General features: G+C 66.8%; 13 protein-coding genes and 1 pseudogene. All 14 read right to left on the bottom strand.

The features are described 5' to 3' along the window. Positions 1–51: 51 nt before the first annotated feature. Complete coding sequence (locus tag A5732_RS24875) at positions 52–1,392, bottom strand: F0F1 ATP synthase subunit B/delta (RefSeq protein ID WP_076052385.1); 1,341 nt, start codon at positions 1,390–1,392, stop codon at positions 52–54. A gap of 6 nt (positions 1,393–1,398) precedes the next feature. After that, positions 1,399–1,932, bottom strand: a complete 534-nt coding sequence (locus A5732_RS24870) for a F0F1 ATP synthase subunit B (RefSeq protein ID WP_064950623.1) — start codon at positions 1,930–1,932, stop codon at positions 1,399–1,401. Between the two features lie 9 nt (positions 1,933–1,941). Then, the gene (locus A5732_RS24865) at positions 1,942–2,187 is read right to left on the bottom strand and encodes a F0F1 ATP synthase subunit C (protein ID WP_065052998.1); all 246 of its coding nucleotides are present in this window, start codon (positions 2,185–2,187) and stop codon (positions 1,942–1,944) included. A 95-nt stretch (positions 2,188–2,282) separates the two neighbouring features. Then, entirely contained in the window at positions 2,283–3,038 is a 756-nt protein-coding gene (gene atpB, locus A5732_RS24860) for a F0F1 ATP synthase subunit A (protein ID WP_076052386.1), read from the bottom strand. Then, positions 3,031–3,516, bottom strand: a complete 486-nt coding sequence (locus tag A5732_RS24855; RefSeq protein ID WP_064950620.1) for an ATP synthase subunit I — start codon at positions 3,514–3,516, stop codon at positions 3,031–3,033. Before A5732_RS24855 ends, atpB begins: the two co-directional genes overlap by 8 nt. A gap of 215 nt (positions 3,517–3,731) precedes the next feature. Further along, positions 3,732–4,941 (bottom strand): annotated as a pseudogene (locus A5732_RS24850) (glycosyltransferase family 4 protein); the annotation flags it as partial. 28 nt (positions 4,942–4,969) lie between these two features. Further along, the gene (locus A5732_RS24845) at positions 4,970–5,629 is read right to left on the bottom strand and encodes an L-threonylcarbamoyladenylate synthase (RefSeq protein ID WP_065073584.1); all 660 of its coding nucleotides are present in this window, start codon (positions 5,627–5,629) and stop codon (positions 4,970–4,972) included. Then, complete coding sequence (prmC, locus tag A5732_RS24840; protein WP_076052387.1) at positions 5,626–6,489, bottom strand: peptide chain release factor N(5)-glutamine methyltransferase; 864 nt, start codon at positions 6,487–6,489, stop codon at positions 5,626–5,628. The genes A5732_RS24845 and prmC overlap by 4 nt, the downstream gene beginning before the upstream one ends. After that, positions 6,486–7,559 carry a peptide chain release factor 1 gene (gene prfA / locus A5732_RS24835; protein WP_065141879.1) on the bottom strand — a complete coding sequence of 358 codons (1,074 nt, stop codon included), beginning with the start codon at positions 7,557–7,559 and terminating at the stop codon, positions 6,486–6,488. Before prfA ends, prmC begins: the two co-directional genes overlap by 4 nt. Before the next feature lie 99 nt (positions 7,560–7,658). After that, positions 7,659–7,889, bottom strand: coding sequence for a 50S ribosomal protein L31 (gene rpmE, locus A5732_RS24830; RefSeq protein ID WP_007773875.1), 231 nt, complete (start codon positions 7,887–7,889; stop codon positions 7,659–7,661). Between the two features lie 156 nt (positions 7,890–8,045). After that, positions 8,046–9,899, bottom strand: a complete 1,854-nt coding sequence (rho, locus tag A5732_RS24825; RefSeq protein ID WP_076052388.1) for a transcription termination factor Rho — start codon at positions 9,897–9,899, stop codon at positions 8,046–8,048. Between the two features lie 267 nt (positions 9,900–10,166). Next, positions 10,167–11,102: a homoserine kinase gene (gene thrB, locus A5732_RS24815; RefSeq protein WP_076103645.1), complete on the bottom strand. Its 936-nt coding sequence runs from the start codon at positions 11,100–11,102 to the stop codon at positions 10,167–10,169. 37 nt (positions 11,103–11,139) lie between these two features. Continuing rightward, positions 11,140–12,222, bottom strand: a complete 1,083-nt coding sequence (gene thrC / locus A5732_RS24810) for a threonine synthase (protein WP_076052389.1) — start codon at positions 12,220–12,222, stop codon at positions 11,140–11,142. Beyond that, positions 12,219–13,541 (bottom strand): homoserine dehydrogenase, encoded by a 1,323-nt coding sequence (locus tag A5732_RS24805; RefSeq protein ID WP_076103566.1) that lies wholly within the window; start codon positions 13,539–13,541, stop codon positions 12,219–12,221. Before A5732_RS24805 ends, thrC begins: the two co-directional genes overlap by 4 nt. Positions 13,542–13,544 lie beyond the last annotated feature (3 nt).

The raw sequence follows: 13,544 nt of genomic DNA, 5'->3' as shown, positions 1-13,544 counted from the left end.
GTCTTCCTACTTGATCTTGGTTCGCGTGTGATTGTGATTGGTCGATGGTGGTCAGTCGGGCAATTGAGCCTGGGCCGCGGCAAGTCGAGAAGCGAGCGTCCCGTCGATCACTTCGTCGGCCACGGAGATGAGCAGCCCGCCCAGGAGTTCGGCATCGATCTGGAGCTGCACCGCCACCGGGTGGTCGTAGATGCGGGCAAGCACGTCGGTGAGGCGGGCGCGCTGCGCATCGCTGAGTTCGGCCGCTGCGCTGACTTGCGCCACTATCTCGCCGCGGCGCGCAACCGCAACCTCCGCCAGGAACTGAATGGCCTCGTCGGCATTCTGGCCCCTCAGCAGCTCCACAGTCTGGGCCAGCAGTGCCATCGTGATCGGATTGACCCGGCCGCTCGCGCTCTCAAGCACCTTGCGCAGGAGGCCGACTCGCCCCTCCACCGGAACGGAGTAGTCGCCCAGCAGGATCGCCAGCCGCGGCTCCGCGTCGAGGGCGCGCGAGAACCGGAACAGCTGTTCTTCGACGTCGTCGACTTTGTCCTCACGTTCGGCTACTTCGAGCAGCGCCTGCCGCGACACGTGTTCGATGGCGTCGATGAGGTCGGAGTTGGCCGACCAACGCTCCGATACAGCCGAGCGCAGCACGTCGAGGGTGACGTCGCCGACCTTGCCGGAGAGCAGCCGCTCGATCAACTGGACCCTGGGGGCTCCATCCTCGGCCGGAACCGTCAGATACCGCGTGACGACGATCTCGCGGTCCAGCATCTGGGCAACCTCTACCAGCTCACTGGAGAGACTTGAAAGCGCCTTGCTGTCAAGGTCTTTGGCTATGGTGCTGAACTTGTCCGACAGGTTGCCCAGTGCGACGCGACTCGACGAGCGCATCTTGGTCATCAGCGGGTACTGGACGTCGGTCGACGCGGGCGCCATCTCGTCGAGCTCGTCGAGGAACCTGTCGACGGTCGCCGACTGCTGTTCGGCGTCGGCGACGTAGTTGCGCACCAACTCGCCCGCCTGACGCACCGCTTCGTGGCCGAGTTCCAACCGGAGCTGTCGGCTCAGCTGGGTGCGCAAGAGATCGACCTGGCGGCTGCCCTGCACGCTGATGCGTTCGGACTCGACATCCGCCTGGGCCCGCAACTGCTCGACGATGCGGCCCGCGTCGGCCTGGGCCTCCTCGACGACCCGTTCACCCTCCGTCTTCGCGTCTTCCACGGCCTTGCTGTGCGCCGTGGTCGACTCGGTCAGCCGATCACTTGCCGTCGCAGCATCTTTCAGCTGTTGGCGCACAGCGTCTTGCCGCGCGGCCATCAGCCGACGCACTGGCGGCACGACGTAGCGCACCACCAAGAACACGATGGCCGCAAAGCCCACCAACTGGCCGATGAAAGTCGACATACGTAATTACCGTCCGGATGTCTTGGTTGCGGATGTGGTCGCGGCGGCGGGGGCGACGTCGACGCCGAGGATTCGACTGGCCAACGTCGCCGACATCGACGCCACGTTGGCACGCAGATCCAGTTCCACGGCGTCCCTCTCCCGCTTCAATTGCTCGGATGCCATTTGCAACGTCGACATCACCTGCTGTTCGGCACGGGCGCGCGCGTCTTCGACCACCTTACGACCTTCGGCGCGGGCATTGTCGCGCAATGACGACGCCTTAACCCGTGCCTCGGTCAGGGCTTCTTCGTAATCGGCCTTGGCCGCTTCGAATTGCTCGGCCGCCTTCTTGTTGTCCGCAGCCGTCTTGGCGACCATGGCGTCGCGCTCGTGCAACACTCTCATCACCGGCGGCACAACGAATGTGCCGATGACGGCCAGCACGATCAGGAAGATGGCCAGCACGAAGAAGAAGGTGCCGTTGGGGACGAGGAAGTTGCTGCCTCCCTCGGCCACCACCTGGCTGGATGCCAAAATACTCAGACTCGCGTCACGCATTGCGGCGAATTACTTGACCGGGGTAGCGAAGACGAACAACGCCATGAACGCCAGGTTGATGAAGTAGGCCGCCTCGACCAGACCGACCGTGATGAAGAACGGCGTGAACAGCCGGCCCTGCGCCTCGGGTTGCCGGGCGATACCCGAAACCAGCGCGTTACCGGCAATGCCGTCACCGATGCCGGCGCCGATCGCGCCGCCACCCATGATCAGGCCACCGCCGATGAGAGCGGCGGCAGCGATTTGGGGGTCCAGGGCTGCCATTCTTTCCTCCTTAATTGGGGGCCTATCTGGTAGGGGTCTACCAGGCCTTTGTAATGGTGCGTGGGACAGAACACTTCGTGGTGGTCTCAGTCATGGTGATCCTCGATCTCCATGGCTTGGCTGAAGTACAAAATGGTCAGGATCGAGAAGATGAACGCCTGGATCGCGCCGACGAACAGGTCGAAGGCCTTCCAGATCGCGTTGGGCGCCCACATGATGTACGGCGGGAACATCGCGATCAGCGCAACCAGGATGCCGCCGGCGAAGATATTGCCGAAAAGTCGGAGCGACAACGAAATCGGCTTCGCGAGCTCTTCGACGAGGTTGATCGGCGCCAAGAACGCCACATGGCCCTTCACGACGGCGAGCGGATGCCCGATTATGCCGCGGCGCCAGATGCCGGCCACGTGATAGCAGACGAAGACGAAAAGGGCTAGCGCCAGAACGTAATTGATGTCCGCCGCCGCCGACTTCAGTAGTTCGGTGGCGTGTCCCGACTTGTCGGTGTACTGCAGCGGAAGCACAGACAACCAGTTGGAGATCAGGATGAACACGAAAATGGTGACGGCCAGTGGCAGCACGAACGGGGCGATCCGCATGCCGATGGCGCTCTCAATCTGTCCGCGCATCTGTTCGGTGATCGCCTCCCAGAACAACTGAACGCCACTGGGCACGCCCTTCGAGGTGATCTTCGCGCGTAGGAAGAAGGCCAGCGCCAACACGATCACCGCAGCGATCGCGGTCGACAAAATCGTGTCGGTGTTGACGGTCATGCCGAGCCACTTTGCTTGGGTGTGATCGCCAACCTCGATCGCCGCGGCCAGGAACGTCGTCTCAGGCATCGGTGGGGTTCCTTCCTTCCGTTCCTTCGATCACGCCGCCCTCGGCACCGTCCGAAGACCCCGCCCAGTCGCCTGCGCGCAGCTTCTTCCACACCGGAAGCGCTGTCGCGGCGACCAATAGGACCTGGAAAAGCGCCAATCCGAACACGACGCCCAGGCCGGCGGGCCGGAAGACGTAGGCGATGATCAGCCCGACGACGGTGATGATGGCCAGCCGTGACGCCGAGTTGACCGCCATCGACCTTTTCAGCGGGTGATCCTTGGCGGTAATCGCTTCAACCGAGCGACGCACCAACACCGCATTGAGCAAACCCAGGAGAAGCCCGATACCGAAGAAGACTCCGACCATCAGGTGACCGGACAGTCCGGCGGCGAGCACCGCCACCGCCGTGATGGCAATGCTGATCACCAAGAGCCGAACCGGACGGAAAGCAACAGAGGGAAACACCAACGGCGCGTCCTGCGCTGGTGTCGTCACTGCAGCACCTCAATCCCAGGTTGGTAGTACGGGAACCCCCCGACCGACTGATCGGTGGTCCGCCGAGCGTATCGCACGTCACAGTTGAATCACCCAAGGGGTATCTCCCGAGGCCGGTCTTTAACCAGCCCGCTCGGATTAGCCTCCGATGGACCGGTAGCCTGCGCGGCTTTTTGGGGTTCTACCAGCACCGTATCACACCGCGGACCTTACTACTACTCCTCGTCGTAGTAGTCGTCCCCACGGCGTAAAAGTGGGATCGCCGTCGCGATGCCGGCCACCACAATCGCACCCAGCATCACCGCCGCGGTATCGCGGGGACGGAAAAAGATTGTGCTGGCGGCGCCGAACGCGACGATCCCGACCCACAGATAGATCAGCAACACCACCCGCCGGTGCGAGTGACCGATCTGCAGCAACCGGTGATGCAGATGCATCTTGTCGGGGCTGAACGCGCTGCGGCCCGCACGGGTGCGGCGCACGATCGCCAGCAGCAAATCCAGCATCGGCACGAAGATGACCGCGGCCACCAGCAGGAACGGTGACAGGAGCACAAACACGTCACGGGCGCCGTAGGCGTTCTGCGAGACCGGGCCCGCGGCCGTCGTCGACGCGGCCGAGAGCATCAGACCGATCAGCATCGAGCCGGAGTCGCCCATGAAGATCTTGGCGCGGTGGAAGTTGTGCGGCAGAAAGCCCAGGCAGGCCCCGGCGAGCACCACCGAGATCACCGCTGGCGGATAGAACAGGACGTCACCACCGTGGTCGCGCAGCAGCCCGACCGAGAACATGCAGATGGCCAGCGCGGTGATCAGCCCGAGCCCGGCGGCCAGGCCGTCGAGCCCGTCGACGAAGTTCATCGCGTTGACGACGGACACGGTCAGGGCGAGGGTCAGCAGGATCGACGAAGCCTGGTCGAGCACGATGGTGCCAACGCCGCCGATCGGGATGTAGAGGACGCTCCACGCCACACCCATGGTGACCAGCACGCTGGCCGCGGTGATCTGTCCGGCGAACTTGGTCAAAGCGTCGAGGCCCCAACGGTCGTCGATGAGGCCGATGCCCATGATGACCGCGCCGGCCACCAGCACCGCGGGCATTCCGGTGGAGTAGACGAAGCCACGGGTGAGCGCCGGAAGTTGGGAGGCCAGAAAGACGGCCGTGATGACGCCGAGAAACATCGCCAGCCCGCCCATCCGGGGGGTCGGCGTGACGTGGACGTCGCGCTCGCGGGGATAGGCGACCGCGCCCAGCCGGGTGGCCAGCACCCGGACCGGTCCCGTCGCGAAGTACGTGATGATCGCCGCGGTCAATCCCACCAGCGCCAGCTCACGAAGCGGGACGCCGGCGCCGCGGTCGGTCAGCGCGAGCAACCCACCGGCAAGGGTGGTTACGTCGCTGGACATCACCGAGACCGTACTGGACAAACCTGGCACCCCGACAACCGCTCCAGTCAGGCCGGGGCGGTCAGGCTTTCGGGATCGACGGCGAGCACTTCCGCGATCCGCTCCGCGCTCACCGGGCCCGGCCGCAGAATCCGGGGCGTCGCACCGGTCAGGTCGACGATCGTCGAGGCGGCTCCCTGATCGGCACGACCCGCCTCCAGATAGACGTCCACCAGATCGCCGAGCTGGCTGCGCGCCTCGTTGGCGTCGACGGCCGCCGGATGGCCGGAGATGTTGGCGCTCGACACCGCCAGTGGCCCGACCTCACGCAACAGTTCGATGGCAACGGGATGCAGCGGCATGCGCAACATCACCGTGCCGCGGGCGTCGCCGAGGTCCCACTGCAACGACGGCGCCTGGCTGACCACCAGGCTCAACGCGCCCGGCCAGAACGCGCGGATCAGGTCGCGGGCCCCGTCCGGCATGGTGTAGACGAGTCCCTCGATGGTGTGCCAGGAGCCGACCAGCACCCCCACCGGCATGTCGCGCCCCCGGCCCTTTGCCGACAGTAAGGCGGAGACCGCGGCGCTGTTGAACGCGTCGGCGCCGATGCCGTACACGGTGTCGGTGGGCATGACGACCAGCCGGCCGCCCTTGAGCGCTCCTGCCGCCGCGGCGATGCCGAGCGCGCGCTGACCGGGATCCGCGCAGTCGAAGACCTCAGTCATCGGCGCCGCTCCTCCCGCGCTGTCGCCGTCCTGCGGGCCGTCACGAAGCGCGGCCGCCCGGTCAGGTCCGCGCGGGCCTGGACGTCGTCGAATACTTCTGTGCGGTCGAACAATTCCGCCGTCTGGGCCGAGGTGGTGTCGTCGTGCTCGACACCGATCAGCCCGCCCGGGCGGAGCCAGCGGCCGGCGAGGCGGACGAGGGGGGCGATCACCGCCAATCCGTCCGGACCGCCGAAGACCGCCTGGTGCGGATCGTGTTGCGCGACTTCGGGATCCAGCACCGCACCGTCGGGGACATAGGGTGGGTTGGCCACCACCATGTCGACCCGCCCGTCCAGTTCGGCGAGCAGCCCGGCCTCGGTGGCGTCGGCGCGCAGCAGCTCGATCGCGGTGCCGCGCGCGTTGCGGCGCGCGTACTCGAGCGCGGCGTCGGAGTTGTCGATGGCGATGATTCGCGCGTCAGGCAGGTGGTGGGCCAGCGCCACCGCCAAAGCGCCCGAACCGGTGCACAAGTCGACGATGACGGGATGCGGCGCAAGTTGTTGCGCAACAGCCCATTCCAGCAGGGCCTCGGTCTCGGGCCGAGGTATGAAGACCCCCGGTCCGACGTGCAGCGTCACGGGGCCGAATGCCGCGGTCCCCAGCAGATGTTGCAACGGCACCCGTTGCGAGCGCGCGGCCACGACGTCGCGGTAGCGCCCGAAGAACTCCTCACCGGGCGGGTCCAGCAGGGTAAGGCGCCCGCGGTCGGTTCCCGCCAGGTGGGCGGCCAGCTGTTCGGCATCCCAACGAGCGGAATCGATTCCCGCTTCGGCAAGGGTGGCCGCAGCATCGTCGATCGCGCGCCGCAGGACGTTCATGCCTGTTGCAGCCGGGACTGCTTGTCGGCGGCGGCCAGGGCGTCGAACAGGGCGTCGAGGTCGCCGTCGAGGACCTGGTCGAGGTTGTGCGACTTGAAGTTGATGCGGTGGTCCGCGATCCGGTTCTCCGGGAAGTTATAGGTGCGGATGCGTTCGCTGCGGTCCACGGTGCGGATCTGGCTGGCCCGGTCCGCCGAGGCATCCGCCAGGGCCTGCTCCTCGGCCAGGGCCTGCAGTCGGGCGGCCAGGACCTGCAGCGCGCGGGCTTTATTCTGCAGCTGCGAACGCTCGTTCTGGCAGGTGACGACGATGCCGGTGGGCAGGTGCGTGATGCGCACCGCGGAGTCGGTGGTGTTGACGCCCTGGCCGCCCTTGCCCGACGAGCGATAGACATCGATGCGCAGGTCCGACTCGTCGATCTGCACCTCGCCGACTTCTTCGGGTTCGGGATACACCAGCACGCCGGCCGCCGAAGTATGAACGCGGCCTTGGGATTCCGTCACCGGGACGCGTTGCACCCGGTGCACTCCGCCCTCGAATTTCATCCGCGACCAGACTCCGTCGGCGGTGTCGCCCTTGCTGGCGATGGCCAGCGTCGCGTCCTTGTAGCCGCCGAGGTCCGAGGTGGTTTCGTCCAAGACGGTGACGGTCCAGCCGTGCCGCTCGGCGTAGCGGATGTACATCCGCGCCAGGTCGGCGGCGAACAACGCCGATTCTTCGCCGCCCTCACCGGATTTCACTTCGAGCACGATGTCGTCGGCGTCGTGCGGGTCACGCGGCGCCAGCATGTCGGTGAGTTGGGTGTCCAGCTCGGCCACCTGGGTTTCCAGATCGGTCACCTCGGCGGCGAAGGACGCGTCGTCGGCGGCCAGCTCTCGCGCCGTTTCCAGATCATCGCGCGCGGCCGCCAGCTTGCGGTAGGTACCCACGATCGGGGCCAGCCGGGCGAACCGCCGACCGGCCTTGCGGGCCTCGTCGGGATTGCTGTGCAATTCCGGATCCGCCAGCCGGCGCTCGAGGTCGGCGTGCTCGGCCAGCAGCACATCGATGGTCTGTACCGGCTTGGTCACCGCCACACCTCCTGCCCCGCTTCGCCTGTCATCACGCCGAACGCAAACCGACGCCCGGCCTGTGCGACGGTGCGCACAGTTCGGGCGTCGGGAACCGAGCTATTTGTCGGCAGCAGCGCCGGCGTTGCGCTTGCCGTACCGCTTCTCGAAGCGGGCCACGCGGCCGCCGCTGTCGAGGATCTTCTGCTTGCCGGTGTAGAAGGGGTGACACTGCGAGCAGACCTCGACGACGATGTGTCCGCCGTCCTTGGTGCTGCGCGTCTGGAAGGTGTTGCCACACCCGCAGAGCACCGTGGTCTCCCCGTAGGCGGGGTGAATGTCAGCTTTCATGATGTCCTCTTCGATCGTTTGCCGCCCGCCCCCATCCAAACTCGGACGGTCGGGCGTGAACTCCGAACCTCAGGCGGTTGTCGGATAATCGAGCCCCGATTATGCCAGGTCAACCACCATCATCCCAAACAGCGAGCTGCGCCCGCGCATTCCCGGCTAGTCGTTGTCCATCGCCCCGGGTGTCGTCTTGGACACCTGGACCAGGAACTCGTAATTGTTCTTCGTCTTGCGCAGCTGCGACATCAGCAGGTCGATGGCCTGATGCGAGTCCAGCCCCGACAGCACGCGGCGCAGCTTGTGCACGATGCCGAACTCGTCCGGCGACAGCAGCAGCTCGTCCTTACGGGTACCCGACGGGTTCACGTCGACCGCCGGGAAGACGCGTCGCTCGGAGATCTTGCGGTCCAGCTTGAGCTCGGCATTACCGGTGCCCTTGAACTCCTCGAAGATGACCGTGTCGCCGGTGGACCCCGTCTCGACCATCGCGGTGGCGATGATGGTCAGCGACCCGCCTTCCTCGATGTTGCGGGCGGCGCCCAGGAACCGCTTGGGCGGGTACAGCGCGGTGGAGTCGACACCACCGGACAGGATCCGGCCCGAGGCGGGCGACGCGTTGTTGTAGGCGCGCCCGAGGCGGGTGATCGAGTCCAGCAGCACGACGACGTCCTTGCCCTGCTCAACCAGCCGCTTGGCCCGCTCGATCGCCAGTTCGGCGACCGAAGTGTGGTCTGACGGCGGCCGGTCGAAGGTCGAGGCGATGACCTCGCCCTTGACCGAGCGGGTCATGTCGGTGACCTCCTCGGGCCGCTCGTCGACGAGCACGACCATGAGGTGGCATTCCGGGTTGTTCCTGGTGATCGCGTTGGCGATGTCCTGCAGGATCGTCGTCTTACCGGCCTTGGGCGGCGACACGATCAGCGCGCGCTGGCCCTTACCGATCGGCATGATCAGGTCGATGACCCGGGTGGTCAGCCGGTCGCTGGTCGTTTCCAGGCGAAGGCGCTGGTTGGGGTACAGCGGCGTCAGCTTGGAGAAATCGGGGCGCTTCTTGGCGTCCTCGACCGAGCCACCGTTGACGCTGTCCAGGCGCACCAACGGGTTGAACTTCTGCCGCTGGTTGGGCTGTTCGCCTTCCTTCGGCACGCGGACCGCGCCGGTGACCGCGTCACCGCGACGAAGGCCGTTCTTGCGCACCATGTTCATCGACACGTAGACGTCGTGCGGACCGGCCAGGTAGCCGGAGGTGCGCACGAAGGCGTAATTGTCGAGAACGTCAAGAATGCCGGCCACCGGCTGGACGACATCGTCCTCGCGCAGCTCGGTGTCGCCACCCTCGCCGGAGCGCTCACCCCGGCGGCGGCGGTCACGGAAGCGGCGTCCCCGCCGGCCCTGACGGCCCTCGCCGTCGTCGTCCTGCTGGTTCGAGCCGCCGCGGCCCTGCTGGCCGCCGGAGTTCTGATCCTGGTCGCCGCCGCCGTCTTGGCCGCGGTCGTCATTCTGGTTGTCCTGCTTGGCCTTCTCGCGGCGGTCGGACTCACCCGGAGCGGCGCCCTCACGGCTGCCTGAGCTCTCGCGGTCGGCCTCGTCGTTGCCGCGGGCTGCGGATCCCGCTTCGCGCGAAGCGCCGCGTCGTTCGCGGCGGGGCGCCTCGGTCGTACCGTTCTGGTCGCCCTTGGCCGCCGGCGCGTCCGCGGTGCTGTTGTCGGTCTTGGTGCCGTCCTTGGTGTCCGACTTGCCGCTGTCCACAGCGGACTTGGTGCCATTGGCGGGAGCGCCGTTGGCCTGCCCCCGGACTTCCTTGATCGCGGCGATCAGTTCGTTCTTACGCATCCCCGACGTCCCTTTGACGCCAACTTGATTGGCCAGCGCGCGCAGCTCGGGCAGCACCATCGTGGACAGTGATCCACCCGAGACGTTGGGTTTCGCGTCTGGAGTGTCTGTGGTCACGGCATTCGAGAGTTGATTGGCGTCAGTGTTTTCGCCAGCCGTGAACAGGTCCGTATCAGTCACGGATTTCCTTTCTTTCCCCCGCTGATCAGGTCATACGGAGGGTTCGTTGCATTCAGGCAAATTGCCGAGTGCGCCCAATCATCGACATTGCAACGGTGATCGCCTGGATCGGCGGAGTAAACGGCGAACCTCGTCCACAAGAAGAATTGGTGTGTCCTAGCGGCAAGGCAGTATGGATGCAGATGCAGATGCTGCGATTGCTGGACGCGTCCGAGGATAGCTCCCATCCTTGCCGGAAGCAAGCAAACCCTCCGGCCACGCTGTGGATCAACCGACGACGGTGACTCCGGGACTCCAGCGAACTGCTTCGCCAGCGGCCATCTTGGTGATGGCAAATCCGTTGGCCTCGCCGTACTCCGCCACTTCCGAGGGCAGCTCCGCCGCTGTGGTTAACGCGATCAGTGATGGTCCGGCCCCGGAAAGCGTCGCTGCCACGTTATGACGTCGCAGGAGGCGCAAATATTCCGCCGAGGCCGGCATTGCCGGGGCGCGCTGCGGCTGGTGCAGCACGTCTTCGGTGGCCGCCATCAGCAGGTCCGGGCGTTCGGTGAGCGCCACCACCAGCAACGCGGTGCGGCTGACGTTGAAGCGCGCGTCCTCGTGGCTGACCTGCGCGGGCAGCAGCACGCGGGTCTCGGCGGTGAGCGAGCGTTCCTCGGGAATCGCAGAGTAGAGGTGGATATCGGGATGTAGCCGCAGCGGCACCGCCGCGTACTGGGGACGATCGCCGGTGCGGTCGGCCCACGAAACGACCGCGCCGCCCAACACGGCGGCCGCGGCGTTGTCGGGATGACCCTCGAACTCCGAGGACACCTGGATCAGTTGGGTTGCGCTGAGCGGCGTCCAATCCGTTTGTGCGACAAGGCCGTTTGCGGCCGCCAGGCCGCCGACCACCGCCGCCGCCGAGGAGCCGAGGCCGCGCGAATGCGGGATGGCGTTGCGGCAGCGCACCACCAGGCCCGGGGCGCGGACCCCGACTGCCCGCAAGCCGCACTCCAGTGCGCGCACCACCAGGTGTTCGGGACCCACCGGCAGCTGGCCCGCCCCTTCGCCCTCGACCCGCACGACCAGTCCGGAATCGGTTGTCTCGACGATGATTTCGTCGTACAGGCTCAGTGCCAGACCGATGCTGTCAAAGCCGGGGCCAAGATTGGCGCTGGACGCCGAAACCACGGCGCTGGCCACCAGCCCGGCGGGCAGCATCGGGGTCATCAACAGCCTTCCGCGCTTGCGATCGCCACTAGGCCAGCCCCAGCTTTTCGACCACGAGGACCGGGTCCACCGGCAGCGGGGTCACCGTCGGCATGTCCCGCAGCGCGGTGTCGGGGTCCTTGAGGCCGTTGCCGGTCACCGTGCACACGACGGTCGACCCGCGGGCCACCCAGCCGTCGTCGATGGCCTTGAGCAGGCCCGCGATGCTGGCCGCCGAGGCGGGTTCGACGAAGACGCCCTCCGACTCCGCCACCAGGTGGTAGGCGGCCAGGATCTCGTCGTCGGTCGCGGCCAGGAAGCGGCCGTTCGATTGCTGCTGCGCGTCAACGGCCGCCGTCCACGACGCGGGCGCGCCGATGCGGATGGCGGTCGCGATGGTCTCCGGGTTCTTGACCGGCGCGCCGTGCACCAGCGGGGCCGCACCGGCGGCCTGGGTGCCCAGCATGCGCGGCAGCTTCTCGATCAGGCCCTCGTGGTGATACTCGGTGTATCCCTTCCAGTACGCGGTGATGTTTCCCGCGTTGCCGACCGGCAGAGCGTGCACGTCGGGCGCGGTCCCGAGCGCGTCGACGATCTCGAACGCGGCCGTCTTCTGGCCCTCGATGCGCACCGGGTTGACCGAGTTGACCAGCGCGATGGTCGGAAAGTCGGCGGCCATCTTGCGGGCCAGCTCCAGGCAGTCGTCGAAGTTGCCATCGATCTGGATGATCTTGGCGCCGTGCATGACCGCCTGCGCCAGCTTGCCCATCGCGATCTTGCCCTGCGGTATCAGCACCGCGCAGGTGATGCCGGCGCGCGCCGCGTAGGCCGCCGCCGACGCCGAGGTGTTTCCGGTCGACGCGCACAGCACCGCCTGCTGGCCACGCGCCAGCGCATCGGTGACGGCCATCGTCATGCCGCGGTCTTTGAAGGAGCCGGTGGGATTGAGGCCCTCGACCTTGAGATGAACGCTGCAGCCGGTCTTTTCCGAGATCCGGCCCGCCGCGATCAGCGGGGTGCCGCCCTCGAGCAGGGTGACCGGGGTCCAGTTGTCGCCCACCGGCAACCGATCCCGATAAGCCTCGATGAGACCGGGCCACGGCTTGTGGACGGCGGTGCGCGGCGCGCTCATAGCGTGGTCCCTTCCAGTCGCAGCACGCTGGTGACGCTCTGCACGACATCCAAATGGGCCAGCGCATCCACGGTTTCGGACAGCGCGGCATCCGTGGCGGTGTGGGTGACCACGACGATGCGGGCCCCGATCCGTCGCCCGTCTTCGTCTACGACGCCTTCCTGACGGACCTCGGCGATGCTGACCTCGCGCGTGGCGAATTCGGCCGCCACCGAGGACAGCACGCCGGGCTTGTCGGCGACGTTCATGCTGACGTAGTAGCGAGTGGAGATGAAACCCATTGGGGCAATGGGTAGTTGGGCGTACTTGGATTCCTTCGGCCCGCGGCTGCCCAGCACCCGGTTGCGCGCGGCCATCACCATGTCACCGGCCACCGCCGACGCGGTCGGCGCGCCGCCGGCGCCCTGGCCGTAGAACATCAGCCGGCCAGAGGCCTTGGCCTCGACCACCACCGCGTTGAAGGCGCCGTTGACCGTGGCCAGTGGGTGGGACAATGGTACAAGTGCGGGATAGACGCGCGCCGAAACCCGCTCCTGGCCATCGGTTTTGATGCGCTCGCACATGGACAGCAGCTTGATGGTGCACCCCAGGGCCCGGGCCGATTCGAAGTCGGCCGGGGTGATTTTGGTGATGCCCTCGCGGTAGACGTCGTCTGCGGTCACCCGGGTGTGGAAGGCGATGGACGCCAGGATCGCCGCCTTGGCCGCGGCGTCGTAGCCCTCGACGTCGGCGGTCGGGTCGGCCTCGGCGTAACCGAGCGCGCTGGCCTCGGCCAGCGCGGTGTCGTAGTCGGCGCCGGTGCTGTCCATCGCCGACAAGATGTAGTTGGTGGTGCCGTTGACGATCCCGGCGACGCGCAACACCGTGTCGCCGGCCAGCGACTGCGTCAGCGGACGGATGACCGGAATCGCGCCCGCGACGGCCGCCTCGAAATACAGGTCGACATGCGCACTTTCGGCGGCCTGCGCCAGCTCGCCGGTGGAGGTGGCCAACAGCGCCTTGTTCGCCGTGACGACCGATTTGCCGTGCTCGAGGGCGCACAGGATGGCCTTGCGGGATGGCTCCACCGGCCCCATCAGTTCCACGACGATGTCGACGTCGTCGCGGGCGGCGAGCGCTTCGATGTCGTCGGTGAGCAGCTCGACGGCGACACCGCGGTCCGCCGCGACGCGGCGCACTCCGACGCCGCGCAACACCACGGGTGCGCCGACACGAGCGGCGAGGTCATCAGCGCTGTCCTCGATGATTCGGACAACCTCGCTGCCGACGTTGCCCAACCCGAGTACCGCTACACCCACCGGCTTTTCGTCACGGGGCACAGT

Origin of the sequence: Mycobacterium colombiense (assembly GCF_001953985.1) — a bacterium.
Classification (GTDB): domain Bacteria; phylum Actinomycetota; class Actinomycetes; order Mycobacteriales; family Mycobacteriaceae; genus Mycobacterium; species Mycobacterium colombiense_B.
The sequence above is the reverse complement of the archived record's forward strand: the minus strand, read 5'-3'. Positions and strand labels throughout refer to the sequence as shown.

Bases quoted from the DNA above. Each gene is read 5' to 3' on its own strand.
- A5732_RS24845 (WP_065073584.1), bottom strand. From the start codon at position 5,629: ATGACTGAGGTCTTCGACTGCGCGGATCCCGGTCAGCGCGCGCTCGGC.
- prmC (WP_076052387.1), bottom strand. From the start codon at position 6,489: ATGAACGTCCTGCGGCGCGCGATCGACGATGCTGCGGCCACCCTTGCC.
- A5732_RS24870 (WP_064950623.1), bottom strand. From the start codon at position 1,932: ATGCGTGACGCGAGTCTGAGTATTTTGGCATCCAGCCAGGTGGTGGCC.
- thrC (WP_076052389.1), bottom strand. From the start codon at position 12,222: ATGAGCGCGCCGCGCACCGCCGTCCACAAGCCGTGGCCCGGTCTCATC.
- thrB (WP_076103645.1), bottom strand. From the start codon at position 11,102: ATGCTGCCCGCCGGGCTGGTGGCCAGCGCCGTGGTTTCGGCGTCCAGC.
- atpB (WP_076052386.1), bottom strand. From the start codon at position 3,038: ATGCCTGAGACGACGTTCCTGGCCGCGGCGATCGAGGTTGGCGATCAC.
- A5732_RS24875 (WP_076052385.1), bottom strand. From the start codon at position 1,392: ATGTCGACTTTCATCGGCCAGTTGGTGGGCTTTGCGGCCATCGTGTTC.
- rpmE (WP_007773875.1), bottom strand. From the start codon at position 7,889: ATGAAAGCTGACATTCACCCCGCCTACGGGGAGACCACGGTGCTCTGC.